The following is a 19,847-nucleotide window of genomic DNA, read 5'->3' on the forward strand; positions in this document are numbered from 1 at the left end:
TTGATAGCTGCTAGCGCTTACTGGATAAGCGCTAGAGCCCAATTTGACCCATATTGACACATTGGAAACCCCGGTTTCCACGGATCCCAAGGCCCACCATGACCGTTGACAACATCCCCTCCGAGCCCGAAGACACCGGCGTCTCCGGCCATGTTGAGCCCACCCTCGCCAAGATCGACACCAACCAGGCCGGGGCCAGCGAAAGCTACGGCGAAGGCGCCATCACCATCCTCGAAGGCCTGGAGGCCGTGCGCAAGCGCCCCGGCATGTACATCGGCGATACCAGCGACGGCACTGGCCTGCACCACCTGGTGTTCGAGGTGGTGGACAACTCCATCGACGAAGCCTTGGCCGGCCACTGCGACGACATCGTCGTCACCATCCACAGCGACAACTCCATCAGCGTCACCGACAACGGCCGCGGCATCCCCACCGGCGTGAAGATGGACGACAAGCACGAGCCCAAGCGCTCGGCGGCCGAAATTGCACTGACCGAACTGCACGCGGGCGGCAAGTTCAACCAGAACAGCTACAAGGTCTCGGGCGGCCTGCACGGCGTGGGCGTGAGCTGCGTGAACGCACTCAGCAAGATGCTGCGCCTGACCGTGCGCCGCGAAGGCAAGGTGCACGCGCTGGAGTTCAGCAAGGGCTTCGTGCAAAACCGCATCGTGCAGACGGTGGACGGCGTGGAAGTATCGCCCATGCAGGTGCTGGACGACACCGACAAGCGCGGCACCGAAGTGCACTTCTTGCCCGACACCGAAATCTTCAAGGAAAACAACGAGTTCCACTACGAGATCCTGGCCAAGCGCCTGCGCGAACTCTCGTTCCTGAACAACGGCGTGCGCATTCGCCTGAAGGACGAGCGCAGCGGCAAAGAAGACGACTTCTCGGGCGCTGGCGGTGTACGCGGCTTTGTGGAGTTCATCAACAAGGGCAAGACCGTCCTGCACCCCACATCGTTCTACGCCGCGGGCGAGCGCCCGGCCGAGACGTATGGCGGCATCCCTGGCACCCACATCGGCGTGGAAGTGGCGATGCAGTGGAACAGCGCGTACAGCGAGCAAGTCCTCTGTTTCACCAACAACATCCCCCAGCGTGACGGCGGCACCCACCTCACGGGCCTGCGCGCCGCGATGACCCGCGTCATCAACAAGTACATCGAAGAAAACGAGTTCGCCAAGAAGGCCAAGGTCGAAGTGACCGGTGACGACATGCGCGAAGGCCTGTGCTGCGTGCTGAGCGTGAAAGTGCCCGAGCCCAAGTTCAGCAGCCAGACCAAGGACAAGCTGGTATCGAGCGAAGTGCGCGCCCCGGTCGAAGACATCGTGGGCAAGCTGCTGACCGATTACCTGCAGGAGCGCCCGGCCGACGCCAAGATCATCTGCGGCAAGATCGTAGAGGCCGCCCGCGCCCGCGAAGCCGCCCGCAAGGCCCGCGAAATGACCCGCCGCAAGGGCGTGCTCGACGGCATGGGCCTGCCCGGCAAGCTGGCCGACTGCCAGGAAAAAAACCCCGCCCTGTGCGAGATCTACATCGTGGAGGGTGACTCCGCCGGAGGCTCTGCCAAGCAAGGCCGTGACCGCAAGTTCCAGGCCATCCTGCCGCTGCGCGGCAAGATCCTGAACGTGGAAAAAGCCCGCTACGAAAAGCTGCTGACCAGCAACGAAATCCTCACGCTGATCACCGCCCTCGGCACCGGCATCGGCAAGGCGGGCGGCACCACCGGGGGCGACGACTTTGACGTGGCCAAGCTGCGTTACCACCGCATCATCATCATGACCGACGCCGACGTGGACGGCGCCCACATCCGCACCCTGCTGCTCACCTTCTTCTACCGCCAGATGCCCGAGCTGGTCGAGCGCGGCCACATCTACATTGCCCAGCCACCGCTGTACAAAGTCAAGGCCGGCAAGGAAGAGCTGTACCTGAAAGACGCCCCCGCGCTCGACGGCTTCCTGCTGCGCATTGCGCTCAACCACGCCAGCGTGACCACCGGCGGCGCCAACCCGCAAACGCTGACCGGCGACACCCTGGCCGAACTGGCGCGCAAGCACCAGATCGCTGAAAGCGTCATCGCCCGCCTGGGCAACTTCATGGACGCCGAAGCCCTGCGTGCCATTGCCGACGGCGTGAGCTTGAAGCTCGACACCGTGGCCGATGCTGAAGCCAGCGCCGTGGCCCTTCAGGCCAAGCTGCGCGAACTGAACACCACCGGCGCCCCCGCCGAAGTGGCTGGCGAGTTCGACGCCCGCACCGACAAGCCCCTGCTGCGCATCAGCCGCCGCCACCACGGCAACATCAAGAGCAGCGTCATCACGCAAGACTTCGTGCACGGCGCCGACTACGCCGCCCTGGCCGAAGCCGCTGAGACCTTCCGCGGCCTGCTGGGCGAGGGCGCCAAGGCCCTGCGCGGCGAGGGCGAAAAGCAGAAGGAAGAAAAGGTCGGCGACTTCCGCCAGGCCATGAAGTGGCTGATCAGCGAAGCCGAACGCAGCACATCCCGCCAGCGCTACAAGGGCCTGGGCGAGATGAACCCCGAGCAGCTGTGGGAAACCACGATGGACCCCAACGTGCGCCGTTTGCTGCGCGTGCAGATCGACGATGCGATCGAAGCGGACCGGGTGTTCACGATGCTGATGGGGGATGAGGTGGAGCCCCGGCGGGATTTCATTGAAACCAACGCTTTGCGGGCGGGCAATATCGACGTTTGACATAGTCAGCTGACTCGGTTCAACCGGCAATGGACTGGTCTCATGTAGAGGTGGAGGCCGTTGTCGCCGACTACCTCAAGATGCTCAGTCTTGAACTGGCTGGTCAGGCCTACAGCAAGGCCGCACACCGTCGCGCCTTGCTTGAAAAACTCAATGCTCGATCAGCGGGTTCGGTCGAATTCAAGCACTGCAACATCAGTGCAGTGCTAATTCATCTGGGCTGCCCATACCTGCGCGGATATCAACCACGAGCGAACTACCAACGTCTGCTGCGTGAAGTAGTGGAGCGACAAGTTGATCAGTCCTCTGCCCTGGATTCACTGGCGCTTGCAGCTGCGCGCCAACCCGCAGTCCCCCCAGAAATTGTGGATTTCTCCAGAGTCGAAACCGAAGCGCCGTTAAAGCGCCACAGTGTCAGCGAGACAAGCCCGCCTTACGGCAATCTACCAATCAAGCGTGACTACCTCGCGATTGAGTCTCGCAATAGCTCGTTAGGTCAGGCTGGCGAAGAGTTCGTTTTTCGATACGAGCAGTGGCGACTGACTCATATCGGAAAGCGCGATCTTGCTGAACGCGTAGAGCACGTTTCGCAAACAAGGGGGGACGGCCTAGGCTACGACATCCTGTCTTTCGATGCGAACGGTCGCGAGCGGTTCATTGAAGTGAAAACCACTGCGTTTGGTAAAGACACCCCGTTTTTCATATCCAAGAACGAATTGCGGTTTTCCCGAGATGCGGGTACCGACTTCACACTATGTCGTCTGTTTGAGTTTAGGCAGACTCCAAAGTTGTTCGCTCTGAAAGGCGCACTGGATCAGCACTGTGACCTGGACCCCGTCACATATCGCGCTAGCTTTTCTTAATTCAAACTGCAAGCCGTCATCCGTCTGCCTCCATGCGCTCCCCTATCGCCATCGTTGACGTAGACCGCCTCGACACCTGGACCCGCTACCGCGCAGGCCTGTGCGACACCTGCGCGGCCAACTGCTGCACGATGCCGCTGGAAGTGCAGTTGCCCGACCTGGTGCGGCTTGAGCTGGTAGACCCGTTCGAGGCCGAGCATGAAGAGCTGCGGCACATTGCCAAGCGGCTGCTCAAGGCGCGGTTGATTGACCACTTCAATCACAAGAACGCGATCTTCACGATGGCGCGGCGGGCCAGCGGGGACTGCAATTTTCTGGACCCGAAGACCCGGCTGTGCACGGTGTATGACAAGCGGCCCGAGACGTGCCGGCTGCACCCACAAAAGAAGAGCCCCAAGCCTGGGTACTGTGCTTATGGGGCTCGGGACTTGCAGCGCAAGGGCTGAACGGTCACCAAGACCAATCCGTCGGTTGGTGCAGCAGCGCGGCACCCGACACAGTGCAAGCTGACCAACCTCCCTGCTCCTACACCGTGCCCCTCTGTACAAGGCCTGCCCAAGGCTCCGCAGGCTCTGCCATCACGGCACTTGCACACCGCGCTGCTGGGCAGCCATGCATCATGGACCAGCGGTAGCTGACGCCCTGGACGTGTCCACGGATGAGAAGGTGCCGGGTGATGGTGGAGGCACTGTTGCTGCTGCAGGGGGCGTGCACGCACGGTATCGCCAGCGCACCCGCCTTCGGTGTTGTTTACAAGCCCGCCCACCACGGCAGCGCTCGACCAGCGGTGCTGCGTGCGCTGAGCTGCAATGCTGTCGTGGTCGCCTGGCTCCTGGCTCCTGGCTCCTGGCTCTATCCTGCTGCTGCGATCTGCACGGGGTGCGTCTTGTGCGCGGTGCGGTGTCCGTTTGATGCGATCCGCATGGTGCGGACCCAGCCCCTCATTGAAGACGTTTAGTGTGGTGTTGGACGCTATCCGGCACTTCTAACCGGGTCTTTTCGGCCAGGGCGGCGTTGCAAATCCGCGCGATACCTACGGGTATCGCTGTGGTTTGCGCCTTGCCATGACTAAAAAGTCCATCGACTTTCAATGTGCCGTCAAGCATGCAACACCACACTAGCACTGCAACGGGCACCCATGCCCGCCACGATGCACGTTCAAGATGGACAGCACGATGCGACGGTGTCCCACACGCCCGAGCGGCGGGGCGTGGTGACATGGGTGGTTCACCCCATTCACCACAAGGAGCACACCATGTCTGAAAAGAAAGCCAGCGTTCACTGGGAAGGTGCCGGTAAGTCCGGCCAGGGCCAGATCAGCACCGAGACCGGCGCGCTGGACAAGTACCCCTACGGCTTTGCCAGCCGCTTTGGCGATGACCGCAAGGGCACCAATCCCGAAGAGATTGTGGGCGCTGCCCATGCTGCCTGCTTCACCATGGCATTTTCTTTTGCCGCCGAGAAGGCCGGCATTGCCACCGAGACCGTCGACACCACGGCCAGCGTGCGGCTCAGCAAGGAAGGCGATGGTTTTGTGATTGACCGCATCGCCCTCACGCTCACGGCCAAGGTGCCGGGCATGGACGATGCTGCCTTTCAGAAGCTAGCGGCCGATGCCAAGGCCAACTGCCCGCTGTCGAAGGCGCTGGCCTCGGTGCCAGAGATCACGCTGACCGCCACGCTCGTGAAGTAGCTAACGGTACAGGCGCGGCGCCGAGGGCGCCGCCCTGGCCGATTCTTCTTCACCCTCAGCGAGCCCGCACCGCCGCTGCCAGCGCAGCAAACGCCTGCCGGTCCAGCGCGTGGGTGAAGGCCGTGTTGGGCACCGGGTGCGTCGAGAGCTTCACCACCACCAGTTCTGCCACCGGGTTGATGTGGATGTGCTGGCCCATCAGTCCCTTCGCTTCGTAGGTGCCGTCCTCATCGTGCGGCACCCACCACTGGTTGTGGTACGAGTAGCCCGCACGCATGGCCGTGCCGGGGGCCTTGCTGAATTTGGTGGGATCGGCACCCTTGCGCAGTTCGGCAATGGTGGCGGCCGAGATGATCTGCTGGCCGTTGAAGCTGCCATTGGCACGAAGCATTTCTCCAAAGCGCCCCAAGTCGCGCAGCGTGGCGTTCACGCCCACGCTGGTGGACTGGCCACCGTTCGCATCGGCAAACACATAGGCATCCTCCTGTGCGCCCAGGCGCGACCAGATGCGCTCGGACAGCAGCGTGGCGTAGCTCTTGCCCGTCACGCGCTGCAGCAGCCAGCCCAGTACCTCCGTGTCCACCGACTTGTACGCAAACGCGGTGCCGTGCTCCCCTTCTTTCTTCAACGTGGGCAGGAACTCGGCCATGCTTTTGGCGGCGTTGCTGCCGGGCGGCGCGGGCTGCAGGCCTGCGGCAGCCAGGTACTGGAAAACGCCGGACGCAGGGTCGGCAAAGTTCTCTGCGTACTGCACGCCGGTCGTCATGTCCAGGGTCTGCTGCACCGTGGCATCGGCCCAGGCGCTGGTGGCCAGCTCGGGCAGGTAGCGGGGGATCAGCGCTTTCGGGTCGATCACGCCTTCCTGGATGAGTTCAGTGGCCAGAAGGCCGGTGAGCGATTTGCTCATGGACCACAGCACGTGGGGCTGGTGCGGCTGCATGCCGATCTGGTGGCGCTCGTACACGACACGGCCTCGGTGCAGCACCAGCAGGCCATCGGTGTAGGTGGCCTTTTGCCAGTCAGCCAGCGTGGTGGTGCCGCCCTTGCCGTCGGGCACCGGCAGTGCATCGTCCAGCGCGCGGGCTGCGGCGAGTAGCGCGCTGGGTGCGCCGGCGCCGCGCCAGACGGCGGCCGTGGGGCCCAGCTCGCGCAGGTGGTGCGCGGCCCAGCGCACGTTGGGGTATTTGAGGATGTTGGCCAGGCGCACGACCTTGTCGGGCGGCGGCGGAAAGCCCTGCATCAGCTGCAGTGTGGCGGGGTAGGTGGCGTCCGGTGGTGGCAGTTGCGGTGCCTGCGCATGGCTGGCAGCGGCCATGCAGAGGGCGGCAGCGGCCGCGGCGAGTGTGACCAGGGCAAATTGAAGGCGGGGGTACGGCATGGTGCAAAAGTCCTGCAAAGGTGAGTGGAGAGCGGGCAGAGAAATGACGGGATAAAAATGGGTGAACGGTGGAGCCAGAACGCCTAGCTCCGCGCCGCCAGCAGCGCGCGGATCACGGCCTCGGTGCGCTCGTATTCGCCTTCGCCGAAGTGCTTGTAGCGAATGCGTCCCTGCGCATCGATGAGGTAGGCTGCGGGCCAGTACTGGTTGCTGTAGGCCTTCCAGGTGCCGTAGCGGTTGTCCTGCGCGACGGGGTGCTTCACGCCGTGGCGGCGCATGGCCACCTCGACGTTGCTGGTGGTGCGCTCAAACGGAAACTCCGGCGTGTGCACACCCACCACGGTGAGGCCCTGGGGCGTGTACAGCTCGGCCCAGCGGTTCACGTGGGGCAGGGTGCGGATGCAGTTGATGCAGGCATACGTCCAGAAGTCCACCAGCACCACGCGGCCGCGCAGCTGGTCCATGATGAGCGGCTCGGAGTTGAGCCAGCGCTCGATGCCCGTGAACTCGGGTGCCGCGCCAAAGTCGGGCAGCGTGGCCGCCTGGACGGCGGGCCCTGCTGCGTGGGTGAAGGCGGGTGCCACCACGGCGGCAGCCACAGATGCTGCAGACGCCAGGAACGTGCGGCGCTGAAACGAGATGGGTGAAGAAATACGAGATGTCATGGTGAAACTCCTTGCTGAGGGCCGCTTACAGCCCTCCAAAACTTGAGGGATAGAACTGCGACAGCCACGCTGTGACCTGGCCATCCACCTCCAGCAGCATGGCCAGCGCGACGACGATGACCACCACCCCAAAAACCTGCTGCACGCGGTGGGCATGGCGGGAGATGCGGCGCACATGGCTGGCCGCGGCCTGACCGCCGTAGGCGATGGCCAGCATGGGCAGCGCGGCGCCGGTGGAATAGGCCAGCAACAGCACCGCCGTGCTGACCCCGGGCGGCTCGGTGGCGATGAGGGTGAGGATGGAGGCCAGCACCGGCCCGGCGCAGGGCGTCCACACCGCACCCAGGCTCAGACCCAGCAGCAGCCCGCCCCAGTTGCCCGCCGATGCGCCCATCCCCAGGCTGGCCGCTCGGTTGAGCACGCCACCCGCCTGTTGGCTCAGCCACTGGAATGGCTTGGGCCACACCGTGAGCACGCCAAACACCAGCAGCAATACGGCGGCAAACCGGCGCAAGCCCTCGGGCGACAAGCCCAGCACCTGCGTGAAGCTGCTGAACAGCAGCGCCACGGCTGCGAACGACAGCGCAAACCCCAGCGCGATGAACAGCGGACGCGTGCGCTGCGCTGGGCCGCCCGCCACCGACGCCCCCAACACCACCGGCAGCATGGGCAGCACGCAAGGCGCGCCCACAGTCAGCATGCCGGCGGCCACAGCCAGCCAGGGGGAGGTGGCGGCCATGCTCATTGCACGCCCCCACGCTCTGCGGCCGGGCGACGCCACACCTGCGTCTTGCCAAACAGCGGGATGCCGACATACGCGCGCACCAGCAGCTGGTCGGGCTCAGCGGGGGTGAGGGTGGAGCGGTAGGTCTTGGCGTTCTCGCGGTTGTAAATCTCGCCTTGGTACTCGCCACTGCCGCTGTCGCGCAGGCCGGACAGCATCGTCATGCCCAGCGCGGGCCGCGCGTCGGCCGCGGCCATCTCGGTGCCGGGTGCACTCATCGACCGGTTGGCCAGCACGCGCACCACCTTGCCGCAGAGGGTGTTGGTGCCGCTGCTGCCACCGGTGTTCGCACTGGCAGTGCCATTGGCGTTAGTGGGGCAGGGAGCAATCTCCACCTCCAGGTTTCCGCTTTCGGTGATCCAGCGGCCCAGCGGGGCCTTGGGGTGCGGCGCCGTGGCGGGCTGGGTGGCAGCCTCTTGCGCGCTGGCGTTGTGCGCCAGGCCCAGGGCCAGCGCAACGGCGGCCAGGGCGAAGGATGGTTTCATGGCAAGTCCTCGTGAAGTTCAGGAAGACTGCATTGAAGCCAGCGTACGTATCGGCGGTTTGTCCTGCACAGGCCTTTTGGTATGCGCGCGTGTCGGCGGCACCAGCAGACAAGTTCAGATACATGCGGGCCCGTACCGGCCTCCCCGCAAGGCGCCAAAGCCTGGACAATCAGCGCCCATGACGACGACGACCCCGCCCGACCACATCCTGATCGTCGATGACGACGCCGGCATCCGCGAGCTGGCGGCCGAGTACCTGCAGCGCCAGGGCCTGCAGGTGAGCGTGGCAGCCGACGGCAGGCAGATGCGCGAGGTGCTGGCCACGCAACGCATCGACCTCTTGGTACTGGACTTGATGCTGCCGGGCACCGACGGCATCGCGCTGTGCCGCGAGCTGCGCAGCCCCGGCACGCCGCCGCTGCCCATCATCATGCTCACCGCGCGCAGCGACGAGGCGGATCGCATCCTGGGCCTGGAGCTGGGCGCGGACGACTACCTGACCAAACCCTTTGCCGCGCGCGAGCTGCTGGCGCGCATCCACGCGGTGCTGCGGCGCACGCGCATGCTGCCGCCTAACCTGGCGGTGGCCGAGCCCGCGCGCCATCTTGCGTTCGGCGACTGGCGGCTGGACACCACGGCGCGGCACCTGCTCGATGCCACGGGCGCAGTGGTGGCGCTGTCGGGCGCCGAATATCGGCTGCTGCGCGTGCTGCTGGACTACCCCCAGCGCATCCTCACACGCGACCAGCTGCTGCAGCTCACGCAGGGTCGCGATGCCGACGTGTTCGACCGCTCCATCGACCTCTTGGTCAGTCGCGTGCGCCAGCGGCTGGGCGACGGGGTACGCGGCTCGCGCTATATCAAGACCGTGCGCAACGAGGGCTATGTGTTCTGCGCCGACGTGTTGCCCGCACCGGCAACCGCACCCGCACCGGGAGGAGCCGCCGCATGACGCTGCGCTGGTGGCCCCGCTCGTTGTTCGGTCGCATCCTGCTGGTGCTGGCACTGGGCCTGGCGCTGGCGCATGCGCTGACCTTCGTGCTGGCGATCACCGAGCGCAGCATGACCATGCGCCGCGCCATGGTGTCGTACCTGGCGAGCGACGTGGCCAGCTCCATGGCCATGCTGGACCGTCTGCCCGCCGCAGAGCGCGCGCAGTGGGTGGACCGGCTGGCGCGCCGCAACTACCGGTTTTCGCTGACCGCGCCGCTGGACGCACCCGAAGACCCGTCCGACCTGGCTCGCCTGATTGCAGGCGCCGTGGGCGCCACGCTGCCCCCCGGCCAGACGGTGCGGGTGATCGACCCCCACGTGCCCGGCACCGAGCTGCGCCTGCAGCTCCAGTTGAGCGACGGCACGCCGCTGGCCGTGGACATGGACGAGCCCCGGCTGCAGGTCTCGCCCTGGGTGCTGGGCGCGCTGGCGCTACAGCTGGCGCTGCTGGTAGGCCTGTGCGCCTGGGCCGTGCGCGCGGCCACGCGGCCCTTGCGCACGCTGGCCGATGCGGCCGATGCGCTGGGTGCCGACCGTGCCGCCGTGCCCCTGGCCGAGGACGGCCCGCGCGAGGTGCAGCGCGCTGCCCAGGCCTTCAACCGCATGCAGCAGCGCATCCAGGCGCACCTGGAGGAGCGCATGCGCATCCTGGCCGCCGTCTCGCACGATCTGCAAACGCCCATCACCCGCCTGCGCCTGCGCGCCGACCTGCTGGACGACACCGCGCTGCAGGGCAAGCTGCATGCAGACCTGGCCGAGATGCAGTCGCTGGTGGAAGATGGCATTGCCTACGCGCGCTCGTCCCAGGCCGTGCAGGAGCCGCTGCAGCGCGTGGACCTGCGCGCGCTGCTGCAGAGCATTGCGTTCGACTACGCCGATGCGGGCCTGCCGGTATTGCTGCTGCACGCAGACCCGGGCGCCTGCGACACGCGCCCGCAGGCCCTGCGCCGGCTGGTGTGCAACCTGGTGGACAACGCGCTCAAGTTCGCGGGCGCGGCTGAGGTGAGTCTGGAGGCTGGAGATCACGGCCAGTGGCTGCTGCGTGTGCTGGACCGGGGGCCGGGCATACCGGAAGCTGACCTGGCCGCCGTGCTCCAACCCTATGTGCGGCTGGAAGACTCGCGCAACCGCGGCACAGGCGGCACGGGGCTAGGCCTGGCCATTGCGAACGAGCTTGCGCAGGCGCTGGGCGGCCGGCTGGTGCTGGGGCCGCGCGCGGATGGTGCGGGGCTGGAGGCGCGGGTCGAGCTGCCCGGCCCGCAGCCGTAGCACCACGCTGCAGGCACTCCAGGCGCAGCAGGCCGCTGCTACAGTGGCCCTTCCGTGGATTCATGAGGGGAACACCGTGGACAGCACTGGTAGCACCAACGCAGGCAGTAGCAGCAGAAGCCAAAACATCCGCATCGGCATCGGCGGCTGGACCTTCGAGCCCTGGCGCGACAACTTCTACCCCGCAGGCCTCGCGCACAGCAAGGAGCTGCAGTACGCCAGCCGCCAGCTCACCTCCATCGAGGTCAACGGCACGTACTACAGCACCTTCAAGCCGCCCACCTTCGCCAAGTGGCGGGATGAAACGCCCGAAGGTTTCCTGTTCTCGCTCAAGGCCAACCGTTTCGCCACGCACCGGCGCGTGCTGGCGGAGGCAGGCGAGTCGATCACGCGGTTTGTGGAGAGCGGCATCTCGGAACTCAAGCACAAGCTCGGGCCCATCGTGTGGCAGTTCATGCCGACCAAGGTGTTTGAGCCACGGGACTTCGAGGCCTTTCTGGCCCTGCTGCCACAACAGGTGGATGGCCTGCGGCTGCGCCACGCCCTGGATGCGCGCCACCCGAGTTTTGCCACGCCAGAGTTCGTGGCGCTGGCCCGCCAATAAGGCTGCGTGCCTGTCTACACGGACTCCGAAAAGTTTCCCGCCATCGCAGATGCAGAGGCCGATTTTGCCTACCTGCGGCTGATGCGCAGCCAGGCCGATGTGCCCACCGGCTACACGCACGATGCGATTGCACAGTGGGCCGATGGCGTGCGCACCTGGACGGGCGGCGAACAGCCGCGCGATGTGTTCGTGTACTTCATCAACGGGGCGAAGGAGCGGGCGCCTGCGGGGGCGATGGAGTTGCTGAGGCAACTGGGCCTACGCACATAGCAGCGGAGCAGCTACAGCGCCTCTCGCTGCACAAACCCCTGCGGGGCCTCGCCCCCATCAGGCACATTGCCCACCACCACACGCTCCACCCGCGCATGCACAGGCCCCTGCTGCGCCCAGTCGATGAGGGCCAGCACGGCATGCTCTGTGCCCCATGCGCAGGCCTCCACGCGGCCATCCTGGCGGTTGCGCACCCAGCCCGTCACGCCCAGCCGATTGGCGGCCTGCACCATGGACCCGCGGTAGCCCACGCCCTGCACATGGCCGGTGATCAACAGATGGCGGGTGATGGTGGAGTGGTGTTCTGCGTTCATGGGGGGCACTGTAGCGTGCTCCTTGTGGGGAGCCCGCTCCAGGGGCACACTGCCAGCAGCACCGCACCCCATGACCACGACCACCCCCAAGGCACTGCCCACCATCGACCCCCAGCGCTGCACCGGCTGCGGCTGGTGCATTGCGGTGTGCCCGCCGCATGTGCTGTCGCTGCAGGTGCAAGGCACGGGGCCCTGGGGTCCCAAGTGTTCCACCCTGCACGATGCGCCGGGCTGCACCGGGTGCGCGCTGTGTGCGGTGCGCTGCCCGTTCGATGCGATCCGCATGGTGCGCGTGGCAGCCACCAAGGCCCCGTGAGGCCATTGCGCCACAGGCGCGCAGCAGTGGGTTGACGGGCCCCGGCCCGCATCCGGTACACTGCGCCTTCCATGTCGTTCACCTCCCTCCCCATCACCACCGCACGCGCCGCTGCCTTCCAAGGCATGGGCATGATGCCGCCCGCACTCACGCGAGCCAATGGTGAGCAGCGGGCACTGGGTGCACGAATGATTACCACCATTACCACCGCGGCCACCTGAGCACGCGCAGGTGGCCGTTTCGGCAGCCACCTGGTGATCGCTCTCTTCTCCCCCAAGACGAATGCACGAAACCCAGCTCTGGCAGCTGGGTTTTTTTGTTTGTTCGTTCGTTAGCCGGAGAAGTCCATGTACCGCGATCCCGTCCCGTCCCTCGAAGCCCCGTCGTTGCAGTCGCCCACTGCGGCCATGCGCCCCCTGCGCGTGGGCATGATCGGCATTGGCACCGTGGGCGCGGGCACCTTTCGCGTGCTGGCACGCAACCAGGCGCTCATCGCAGGCCGCGCAGGGCGGGACATCAAGCTGGTGGTGGTCTGCGCCCGCAGCCTCGCCCGCGCCATGAGCGTGGTGGGCAAAGATGTGGCCCTGACCAACGACCCCATGCAGGTGGCCACACACCCCGATGTGGATGTGCTGGTGGAAGCCGCTGGCGGCACCGGCCCTGCGCGCGACTGGGTGCTGGCCGCCATCCGCGCGGGCAAGCATGTGGTCACGGCCAACAAGGCGCTGCTGGCCACGCACGGCAACGAGATCTTTGCCGCCGCCCGCCAGCACGGCGTGGCCGTGGCCTATGAAGGCGCGGTGGCGGTGAGCATCCCCATCGTGAAGGCGCTGCGCGAGGGCCTCACGGCCAACCGCATCGAATGGGTGGCGGGCATCATCAACGGCACCACCAACTTCATCCTGAGCAAGATGCGCGATGAGGGTGTTGGCTTTGCCGAAGCGCTGGCGCAGGCCCAGGCGCTGGGCTATGCCGAGGCGGACCCGACATTTGACATCGAGGGCGTCGACGCTGCGCACAAGATCTCGCTGCTGGCGGCCAATGCGTTCGGCATGCCGGTGCGCTTTGCCGATGCGCAGGTGGAGGGCATCACCCGCTTGCAGGGGCTGGACGTGGCCTGCGCCGAGCAGCTGGGCTTTCGCATCAAGCTGCTGGGCGTGGCCAAGCGGCGCAAAGAGAGCGATGTGGACGGCGTGGAGCTGCGCGTGCAACCTGCGCTGGTGCCTGCCGCGCATTTGCTGGCGCAGGTGAATGGCTCGATGAACGCGGTGATGGTCAAGGGCGATGCGGCGGGCGTGACGATGTTCTACGGCGCGGGTGCGGGGTCCGAGCAAACCGCATCGGCCGTGATTGCAGACCTGGTGGACGTGGCGCGCCTGGATGGCACCCGTGCACAGCAGCGCGTGCCGCACCTGGGGTTTCATCCCGAGGCCGTGGACGAGCAACTGGCCGTGCTGCCCCGCGCAGCCGTGCACACCCGCCACTACCTGCGCGTGCCTGTGCACAGCGCCCAGCAGATCGAAGCCGTGGGTGCCTGGCTGGCGGCGCAGCACGTGCCCGTGCAGCGTGTGGAGCTGGCCTGCGACAAAGCGCTGCCCACGGGCAGCGAGCCCCAAGTGCTGGTGCTGACCGATGCCGTGGCCCAAGCCACGGTAGACCTCGCCGTGCACGCGCTGGCCGCCCACCCTGCGGTGGCCGGGCCAGTGGTGGCGCTGCGGGTGGAGCTGCTGGAGGGATGATTCGTCCATAACCCGTTCACGCTGAGGCTGCCGAAGCGCCGCGCACGGCTTCGACAGGCTCAGCCCGAACGGTGATGAATGATTGCAGCCCCATCAAAAATACGATCAAAAAAGGCTCTGGCGCCTATCTATCAAGCGCAAGATGCTATCAATTTTGATTTGGTCGTGTACCTAAGGCATCAAGCCGCCAGCACCAGCGCGGCCATGTCTTGTGCTGCAGACGTGCCCTCGGCCATCAGGCCCTGCACCACGCCCGCGCGGTCGGTGTCGGTGCGGTTCTGGCTCACCTTCCAGACGCCTTCCCAACGCTCCACCGCCAGCTCGATGCCCACGATGGCGCCCAGCAGCTTGTGGATGTAGTCGGGCGGGGCATCGTCAATGCGCCAAGGGTCGGGGCGGTGCGCCTCGTGCCGCTCGCTCAGAATGTGCAGGATGGCGCGCAACTGCACTGGATCGTCCACCGCGCTGAGCGTGCCGTGGGCGTGCACGGTGGCGTAGTTCCAGGTGGGCACCTGCTTGCCGTCGATGGCCTTGGACGGATACCACGAGGGCGACACATAGGCCTGGGGGCCGTGGAACACGGCCACGGCCTGCTGCGGCAGCAGCGGCCACACGCCGTTGCCGCGCCCCACATGGCCCACCAGCGTGCCGTGCGGTCCGCGCGAGGGGTCCAGATACAAAGGCACATGGTTCACGTGCAGCGTGCCCTCGTGCGACACGACCAGGGTGGCCAGGGGCTGGGCCTGCACCAGTCCCTGCTGCGCGGCCGGGTCGGTGACTTGAAACTGGCGGTTGGCAATGGTCATGACAGGCTCCATCCACTTCGAGCACGGGCGCGCAGTCGATCTGCGTCTTGACCGAGTTGGCCAGAAAGCACGATGTGTGGGCGCGGTGGTGCAGGTCGTCCAGCTGGGCAGCGCTGGGCGCGTGGGCCCCATCAAAGCGCGTGACGGGGCGCAACTGCACGTGGGTGACGACAAGCTGCCCCTGCGCGTTCTTGGCCATGGTGCCCACGGCGGCGTCGGCGTAGCTGTTGAGCCGATAGCCCGCGCGGCTGGCGAAGTCCATAAACCACAGCATGTGACAGCTCGACAGGGCCGCGACATAGGCTTCTTCCGGGTCCACCGCTGCCGCGTCGGAATACGGCAGCGGCACGACATGGGGTGACGACGACGCGGCCACGGTGGCGCCGCCATCGAACTGCCAGGTGTGGGTGCGGTGGTAGGGCTTGTCCAGAAAGTCATCGTTGCCACGGGACCAGGTGATAGTGGCGGTGTGCTCGGCCATGGATAGGTCTTTCTTGCGGTGGCCGGGCCTTGGAGGAAACACAAGCCCGGGATTTCTAAAATGGCTCTTCAGTTTATGGTTGCATCACCACAACCAAGGGGCCAATTCATGCCAGTTGCCGGAGCCAATCCCAAGACCACAGCCCCCCGGGACGGGCGCCTGGGCCAGTTGCGCCAGCAGGTGTACGAGCAGCTGCGCAGCGCCATCGAACAGGGCCGCCTGCCGGCGGGCACGCGCCTGCCGCCGTCGCGCGAGCACGCAGCCAGCCTGGGCGTGTCACGCAACACCGTGCTGTGGGCCGTGCAGCGCCTGCAGGCCGAAGGGTATGTGGAGGCGCGTGTGGGCGACGGCACCTATGTCTCGCAGGCCGCAGGCGCACCGCCTCCGCAAGGGCTGGTGGCGCCGCCGCGCGGGCTGTCGCGGCGCGGGCAGCTCATTGCCGAAACGGCTGCCCGCTGGCGCCCGCCGCATGTGGCGGCACGCGCATTCCGCATCGGCGCGCCCGAGGTGGACACGTTTCCGTTTGCGCTGTGGGACCGCCTGGCGCGCCAGGCCCGCCCCGGCCAGCGCAGCGCACGCGCGCAGTACCTGGACCCCGCGGGCGACCCCGAACTGCGCCAGGCCGTGGCACTGTGGCTGTGGGCGTCGCGCGGCATCCGCTGCGATGCGGCGCAGGTGGTGGTGTGCTCGGGCTCGCAGCAGGGCATCGACCTGATCGCGCGGCTGCTGCTGGACGTGGGCGATGAGGTGCTGGTGGAAGACCCTGGCTACCCAGGCATCCGCGCCAGCCTGCTGGGCCACGGCGTGCTGGCGCGGCCCGTGGCGCTGGATGCGCAGGGCCTTCGCATCGACGAGGGTGCGGCCCAGTGGCCCGGCGCGCGCATGGCGGTGGTCACGCCCACGCACCAGTTCCCCACCGGCGTGTGCATGGGCCTGGCGCGGCGGCAGGCGCTGCTGCAATGGGCGCGCACGCACGACGCCTGGGTGGTGGAGGACGACTACGACGGCGAGTTTCAGTACGGCGGCGCTGCCCAGCGCGTACCCGCCCTGTGCAGCCTGCCGGGCTCGGAGCGCGTGCTGTATGTAGGCACCTTCAGCAAGACACTACACCCCGGCCTGCGCCTGGGTTTTGTGGTGGTGCCGCCCGCACTGGTGGAGGCCTTTGCCATGGCCCGCGCCATCACCGACCGGCACGCGCCGGGCGACACCCAGGCGGTGCTGGCGCGCTTCATTGCCGAAGGCCACCTGCTGCGCCACCTGCGGCAGATGCGCGAGCTGTACCAGGCGCGCCAGCGGGTGCTGGTTGACGCGCTGGCCGATACGAGCGGTGGGGCCCTTCAGCTGGCGCCCAGCGACCGGGGCATGCACCTGCTGTACGAAGCCGCCCCAGGCAGTGACGACGAGACCCTGAGCCGCAAGGCGCTCACCGCCGGGGTGATGCTGGCGCCACTATCGCGCTATGCGATGCAGTCCACGCGGCGTGGCTGGCTGTTGGGGTATGCAGGCTATAGCGAAGCCGAGATCGTGGCCGCCGCGCGCGTGGTGGGCGGGCTGGCGCGCATGCGGTAAATCACCACGCGCCGGGCTGCGGGGCCAGGGCCACGCTTCGGTCCACTGCCGTGGCCTCGGCCTGCGGCTCCACCTTGCGCCACCAGTGGGTGGACAGCGCGGGCGCGCGGATGTCCAGCCGCTCGCCCATGATGGGCGCCACCAGCGGCACCTGCGCTGCTGCCGCGAGGGCGGTGATGCGCTCGAACGGCTCCACCCAGGGGTGCAGCGACAGGTCGAACGTGCCGTTGTGGATGGGGAACAAATGGCGCCCCTTCACGTCCAGATGGGCTTGCAGGCTCTCCTCGGGGTGCATGTGGATGTCGGGCCAGTCGGCGTTGTAGGCGCCGGTTTCGATCAGCGTCAGATCGAACGGGCCAAACCGCTCGCCAATGGCCTTGAAGCCGTCGAAATAGCCCGTGTCGCCGCTGAAGAAGACGCGGACTTGGTCAGCGCCTTGACCCGCGATCAGCACCCACGAGGCCCACAGCGTGCTGTTGCCGTCCGACAAGCCCCGGCCCGAGAAATGCTGCGCAGGCGTGGCCACCAGCTGCAGCCCGCCAATGGTGGTGCCCTGCCACCAGTCCAACTGCTGCACCTTGGCCGCAGGCACGCCCCAGCCAATCAGCCGGTCGCCCACGCCCAGCGGCGTGATGAAGTGCTCCACCTTGGGCGCAAGCTTCTGGATGGCTGCGTAGTCCAGGTGGTCGTAGTGGTCGTGCGACAGGATCACGCCGGTAATGGGCGGCAGCTCGTCAATCGTGATGGGCGGCGCATGAAAACGCTTGGGGCCCAGGAACTGGAACGGCGAGGCGCGCTCGGAAAACACCGGGTCGGTCAGCCAGAACTGGCCGTTGACCTTGAAGAGCAGGGTGGAGTGCCCCAGGCGCCACAGGCTCAGGTCGGGCGCTGCCAGCAGGTCTGACCGCATCACCGCGTACACCGGCACGGGCTGGCGCGGAACCGAGTCGTCGGGCTTGCCGGTGGCAAAGCGCCACATCACCTCCAGCGTCTTGAGGGCGCCCAGCGCATGGCGGGGTGCCACGTTGCGAAATTTGCCACCCGCAAACTGCGGCGACTGTTCATAGGCGGCCACCGGCTGGGCGGCGCGGGAAAAGAGGCTGTAGGCCATGACGATCAGTACAACGAAGGCGACACAAAGTGCCGGGAGCAGACGGCGGCGGCGGGCGATGGAGAGTGACACCGGATCTGCGACATAGAAATTACACTGCACAGTGTAGTTCACTTTTTAGAAAAGTAAACTACCCGGTGTAAAATTTGCGCATGATCGCCTCCCAGCCCATCCCTCGCCTGACCGACCGCAAGCGCGATGCCATCGTGCAGGCCGCCATCGGCGAGTTCCGCGAACACGGCTTCAACGGCACCAGCATGGACCGCGTGGCCGCAGCCGCGGATGTGTCCAAACGCACGGTGTACAACCACTTCCCAAGCAAGGAAGAACTGTTCGAAGCCATCCTGCTGCTGATGTGGGAGCGCAGCCAGTCACCCGACGAACTGGCCTACACCCCCACGCGCCCGCTGCGGGACCAGCTGCTGGAGCTGCTGGCGCAAAAGATGCGCCTGCTCAACGACGCGAGCTTCATCGACCTGAGCCGCGTGGCCATGGCCGACATGATGCACACCCCCGAGCGCGCGCGCGGCATCACCGCCAAGCTCTCGGCCAAGGAAGAGGGCCTGCCGCGCTGGCTGCGCGCGGCCCAGCAGGATGGCCGCCTGCGCGCCACCATGGATGTTCCCTACGCCGCGCAGCAACTGCAGGGCATGGTCAAGGCATTTGCGTTCTGGCCCCAGCTGGCCATGGGTCAGCCACCCTTGAGCGCCACACAGCAAGCGCAAGTGGTAGGGGATGCGGTGGACATGTTCCTGGGGTTCTACGCCGCGCCCACCCAGAAGGCCAAGGCCCCCGTAAAAAAATCCCAGGCTGGAAGCACGGGCAATGCAGCGGCAGCCCCTGTTGCCACCTCTGCGAAACCTGCCCCTCGCCGCGCCCCAGCGCGCTGACCCACGCCACCACCCTGGTCAGCAAACCGGCGTGAGGAGCGATTTGCACTACGCTCGCTTGTTCTTTCCACGCAGCCTGACACCAAGATGCCCCTCGCTCCCTACCTCGACACCGCCCCGGTCCTGGACACCGGCGTTTTCATCCACGACTCTGCCCAGGTCATCGGCGACGTCACGCTGGGCCGCGACAGCTCGGTCTGGTGCAACGCCGTGCTGCGCGGCGATGTGAACCGCATCACCGTGGGCGTGTGCAGCAACGTGCAGGACCTGACCATGGGCCATGTGTCACACCGCAACGCCAGCAAGCCCGAAGGCTCGCCGCTGGTCATCGGCGACTACGTCACGGTGGGCCACTCGGTGATCCTGCACGGCTGCCGCATCGGCAACGAATGCCTCATCGGCATGGGCTCCATCGTGATGGATGACGCCATCATCGAAGACCGCGTGATGCTGGGCGCAGGCAGCCTGGTCTCGCCCGGCAAGGTGCTGGAGAGCGGGTACCTCTACATCGGCCGCCCGGCGGTGCGCCAGCGCGCGCTCACCGATGCAGAGATTGCGTACCTGAAATATTCGGCCGAGCACTATGTGCGGGTGAAGAACAACTACCAGGGATGACCTGCATCACTCCCTGCGGTCTGTGATAGCGCGGTCTCAGGCAGTCCGCTGCGTTGCTTTTCTTGCCAATAGCCCGCCATTGGCTGCAAAAAGACGCCTTGCGGCCTGTCCTGATCCGCACTACCACCGACTCGCGAGGGTGATGCAGGACATCCCTAGCGGCACACCCCACGCGGCTGCGGTGCCTCCGGCGCCCCCCGCCCACCAGGGATAAAGCCGGGCCGGGATAATCGGGGGTTCCACGACCCCTGCGGCGGCACCGCATCGCCCCATTGCCTGTTTCCACCA

The 19,847-nt window shown here is 66.5% G+C and carries 18 protein-coding genes and 3 pseudogenes; 13 read left to right on the forward strand and 8 right to left on the reverse strand.

Annotated elements, in window-relative coordinates:
- Positions 1–98: 98 nt before the first annotated feature.
- The 4 genes from gyrB (at position 99) to NFX52_RS13880 (ending at position 5,270) form a co-directional block, all read left to right on the forward strand.
- Positions 99–2,714, forward strand: a complete 2,616-nt coding sequence (gyrB, locus tag NFX52_RS13865; protein ID WP_252635688.1) for a DNA topoisomerase (ATP-hydrolyzing) subunit B — start codon at positions 99–101, stop codon at positions 2,712–2,714.
- A gap of 29 nt (positions 2,715–2,743) precedes the next feature.
- On the forward strand, positions 2,744–3,577 hold the full coding sequence (locus NFX52_RS13870; RefSeq protein ID WP_238385715.1) for a protein NO VEIN domain-containing protein: 834 nt from the start codon (positions 2,744–2,746) through the stop codon (positions 3,575–3,577).
- Positions 3,578–3,609: 32 nt separating this feature from the next.
- Positions 3,610–4,023 (forward strand): YkgJ family cysteine cluster protein, encoded by a 414-nt coding sequence (locus tag NFX52_RS13875; protein WP_055401223.1) that lies wholly within the window; start codon positions 3,610–3,612, stop codon positions 4,021–4,023.
- An 809-nt stretch (positions 4,024–4,832) separates the two neighbouring features.
- Positions 4,833–5,270 (forward strand): OsmC family protein, encoded by a 438-nt coding sequence (locus NFX52_RS13880; RefSeq protein ID WP_055401254.1) that lies wholly within the window; start codon positions 4,833–4,835, stop codon positions 5,268–5,270.
- A gap of 55 nt (positions 5,271–5,325) precedes the next feature.
- Here NFX52_RS13880 and NFX52_RS13885 read toward each other — a convergent pair whose 3' ends face one another.
- From NFX52_RS13885 to NFX52_RS13900, 4 genes are all read right to left on the reverse strand, one after another.
- Positions 5,326–6,648, reverse strand: coding sequence for a serine hydrolase domain-containing protein (locus tag NFX52_RS13885; protein ID WP_055401219.1), 1,323 nt, complete (start codon positions 6,646–6,648; stop codon positions 5,326–5,328).
- A gap of 83 nt (positions 6,649–6,731) precedes the next feature.
- A complete protein-coding gene (locus NFX52_RS13890) occupies positions 6,732–7,313 on the reverse strand; it encodes a thioredoxin family protein (RefSeq protein WP_055401217.1) in 582 nt (193 codons plus the stop codon).
- A gap of 25 nt (positions 7,314–7,338) precedes the next feature.
- Positions 7,339–8,052: a cytochrome c biogenesis CcdA family protein gene (locus NFX52_RS13895; RefSeq protein WP_055401215.1), complete on the reverse strand. Its 714-nt coding sequence runs from the start codon at positions 8,050–8,052 to the stop codon at positions 7,339–7,341.
- A gap of 2 nt (positions 8,053–8,054) precedes the next feature.
- Complete coding sequence (locus NFX52_RS13900) at positions 8,055–8,582, reverse strand: DUF2147 domain-containing protein (RefSeq protein WP_055401213.1); 528 nt, start codon at positions 8,580–8,582, stop codon at positions 8,055–8,057.
- Between the two features lie 178 nt (positions 8,583–8,760).
- On the opposite strand from NFX52_RS13900, the gene NFX52_RS13905 reads away from it, so the two are divergent.
- The 3 genes and pseudogenes from NFX52_RS13905 (at position 8,761) to NFX52_RS13915 (ending at position 11,718) form a co-directional block, all read left to right on the forward strand.
- Complete coding sequence (locus NFX52_RS13905; RefSeq protein WP_055401211.1) at positions 8,761–9,534, forward strand: response regulator; 774 nt, start codon at positions 8,761–8,763, stop codon at positions 9,532–9,534.
- On the forward strand, positions 9,531–10,844 hold the full coding sequence (locus NFX52_RS13910; RefSeq protein ID WP_055401209.1) for an ATP-binding protein: 1,314 nt from the start codon (positions 9,531–9,533) through the stop codon (positions 10,842–10,844). The genes NFX52_RS13905 and NFX52_RS13910 overlap by 4 nt, the downstream gene beginning before the upstream one ends.
- A 76-nt stretch (positions 10,845–10,920) precedes the next feature.
- A pseudogene (locus NFX52_RS13915) lies at positions 10,921–11,718 on the forward strand (DUF72 domain-containing protein).
- An 11-nt stretch (positions 11,719–11,729) separates the two neighbouring features.
- Here NFX52_RS13915 and NFX52_RS13920 read toward each other — a convergent pair.
- Positions 11,730–12,032, reverse strand: coding sequence for an acylphosphatase (locus NFX52_RS13920; protein WP_055401207.1), 303 nt, complete (start codon positions 12,030–12,032; stop codon positions 11,730–11,732).
- Between the two features lie 70 nt (positions 12,033–12,102).
- Between NFX52_RS13920 and NFX52_RS13925 the strand changes: the two genes are divergently transcribed.
- From NFX52_RS13925 to NFX52_RS13935, 3 genes are all read left to right on the forward strand, one after another.
- Entirely contained in the window at positions 12,103–12,348 is a 246-nt protein-coding gene (locus NFX52_RS13925) for an ATP-binding protein (protein WP_055401205.1), read from the forward strand.
- A gap of 71 nt (positions 12,349–12,419) precedes the next feature.
- A complete protein-coding gene (locus tag NFX52_RS13930) occupies positions 12,420–12,569 on the forward strand; it encodes a hypothetical protein (RefSeq protein ID WP_156358827.1) in 150 nt (49 codons plus the stop codon).
- 126 nt (positions 12,570–12,695) lie between these two features.
- On the forward strand, positions 12,696–14,087 hold the full coding sequence (locus NFX52_RS13935; RefSeq protein ID WP_055401203.1) for a homoserine dehydrogenase: 1,392 nt from the start codon (positions 12,696–12,698) through the stop codon (positions 14,085–14,087).
- A 179-nt stretch (positions 14,088–14,266) separates the two neighbouring features.
- Here the strand turns inward: NFX52_RS13935 and NFX52_RS13940 are convergent, their stop codons facing one another.
- Together NFX52_RS13940 and NFX52_RS13945 are read right to left on the reverse strand one after the other, a co-directional pair.
- On the reverse strand, positions 14,267–14,893 hold the full coding sequence (locus NFX52_RS13940) for an FMN-binding negative transcriptional regulator (protein ID WP_055401201.1): 627 nt from the start codon (positions 14,891–14,893) through the stop codon (positions 14,267–14,269).
- A gap of 7 nt (positions 14,894–14,900) precedes the next feature.
- Positions 14,901–15,374 (reverse strand): annotated as a pseudogene (locus NFX52_RS13945) (OsmC family protein); the annotation flags it as partial.
- A gap of 108 nt (positions 15,375–15,482) precedes the next feature.
- Here NFX52_RS13945 and pdxR point away from each other — a divergent pair.
- A complete protein-coding gene (gene pdxR / locus NFX52_RS13950) occupies positions 15,483–16,943 on the forward strand; it encodes a MocR-like pyridoxine biosynthesis transcription factor PdxR (protein WP_055401197.1) in 1,461 nt (486 codons plus the stop codon).
- A gap of 1 nt (position 16,944) precedes the next feature.
- Here pdxR and NFX52_RS13955 read toward each other — a convergent pair whose 3' ends face one another.
- Positions 16,945–18,054 carry an MBL fold metallo-hydrolase gene (locus NFX52_RS13955; RefSeq protein ID WP_055401195.1) on the reverse strand — a complete coding sequence of 370 codons (1,110 nt, stop codon included), beginning with the start codon at positions 18,052–18,054 and terminating at the stop codon, positions 16,945–16,947.
- Positions 18,055–18,206: 152 nt separating this feature from the next.
- Here NFX52_RS13955 and NFX52_RS13960 point away from each other — a divergent pair.
- Both NFX52_RS13960 and NFX52_RS13965 read left to right on the forward strand, forming a co-directional pair.
- Positions 18,207–18,821, forward strand: a pseudogene (locus tag NFX52_RS13960) (TetR/AcrR family transcriptional regulator); the annotation flags it as partial.
- A gap of 210 nt (positions 18,822–19,031) precedes the next feature.
- A complete protein-coding gene (locus tag NFX52_RS13965; RefSeq protein WP_055401191.1) occupies positions 19,032–19,559 on the forward strand; it encodes a gamma carbonic anhydrase family protein in 528 nt (175 codons plus the stop codon).
- The last annotated feature ends 288 nt before the right edge of the window (positions 19,560–19,847 follow it).

The sequence above is a fragment of the Acidovorax facilis genome (assembly GCF_023913775.1).
Lineage (GTDB): Bacteria > Pseudomonadota > Gammaproteobacteria > Burkholderiales > Burkholderiaceae_C > Acidovorax > Acidovorax facilis.

What these genes read in the sequence shown, in the direction of transcription:
- NFX52_RS13880 (WP_055401254.1), top strand. Translation starts at nt 4,833, where the DNA reads ATGTCTGAAAAGAAAGCCAGCGTTCACTGGGAAGGTGCCGGTAAGTCC.
- NFX52_RS13870 (WP_238385715.1), top strand. Translation starts at nt 2,744, where the DNA reads ATGGACTGGTCTCATGTAGAGGTGGAGGCCGTTGTCGCCGACTACCTC.
- pdxR (WP_055401197.1), top strand. Translation starts at nt 15,483, where the DNA reads ATGCCAGTTGCCGGAGCCAATCCCAAGACCACAGCCCCCCGGGACGGG.
- NFX52_RS13920 (WP_055401207.1), bottom strand. Translation starts at nt 12,032, where the DNA reads ATGAACGCAGAACACCACTCCACCATCACCCGCCATCTGTTGATCACC.
- NFX52_RS13940 (WP_055401201.1), bottom strand. Translation starts at nt 14,893, where the DNA reads ATGACCATTGCCAACCGCCAGTTTCAAGTCACCGACCCGGCCGCGCAG.
- NFX52_RS13965 (WP_055401191.1), top strand. Translation starts at nt 19,032, where the DNA reads ATGCCCCTCGCTCCCTACCTCGACACCGCCCCGGTCCTGGACACCGGC.
- NFX52_RS13935 (WP_055401203.1), top strand. Translation starts at nt 12,696, where the DNA reads ATGTACCGCGATCCCGTCCCGTCCCTCGAAGCCCCGTCGTTGCAGTCG.
- NFX52_RS13955 (WP_055401195.1), bottom strand. Translation starts at nt 18,054, where the DNA reads ATGGCCTACAGCCTCTTTTCCCGCGCCGCCCAGCCGGTGGCCGCCTAT.
- gyrB (WP_252635688.1), top strand. Translation starts at nt 99, where the DNA reads ATGACCGTTGACAACATCCCCTCCGAGCCCGAAGACACCGGCGTCTCC.
- NFX52_RS13895 (WP_055401215.1), bottom strand. Translation starts at nt 8,052, where the DNA reads ATGGCCGCCACCTCCCCCTGGCTGGCTGTGGCCGCCGGCATGCTGACT.
- NFX52_RS13905 (WP_055401211.1), top strand. Translation starts at nt 8,761, where the DNA reads ATGACGACGACGACCCCGCCCGACCACATCCTGATCGTCGATGACGAC.
- NFX52_RS13875 (WP_055401223.1), top strand. Translation starts at nt 3,610, where the DNA reads ATGCGCTCCCCTATCGCCATCGTTGACGTAGACCGCCTCGACACCTGG.
- NFX52_RS13890 (WP_055401217.1), bottom strand. Translation starts at nt 7,313, where the DNA reads ATGACATCTCGTATTTCTTCACCCATCTCGTTTCAGCGCCGCACGTTC.
- NFX52_RS13900 (WP_055401213.1), bottom strand. Translation starts at nt 8,582, where the DNA reads ATGAAACCATCCTTCGCCCTGGCCGCCGTTGCGCTGGCCCTGGGCCTG.
- NFX52_RS13885 (WP_055401219.1), bottom strand. Translation starts at nt 6,648, where the DNA reads ATGCCGTACCCCCGCCTTCAATTTGCCCTGGTCACACTCGCCGCGGCC.
- NFX52_RS13930 (WP_156358827.1), top strand. Translation starts at nt 12,420, where the DNA reads ATGTCGTTCACCTCCCTCCCCATCACCACCGCACGCGCCGCTGCCTTC.
- NFX52_RS13910 (WP_055401209.1), top strand. Translation starts at nt 9,531, where the DNA reads ATGACGCTGCGCTGGTGGCCCCGCTCGTTGTTCGGTCGCATCCTGCTG.
- NFX52_RS13925 (WP_055401205.1), top strand. Translation starts at nt 12,103, where the DNA reads ATGACCACGACCACCCCCAAGGCACTGCCCACCATCGACCCCCAGCGC.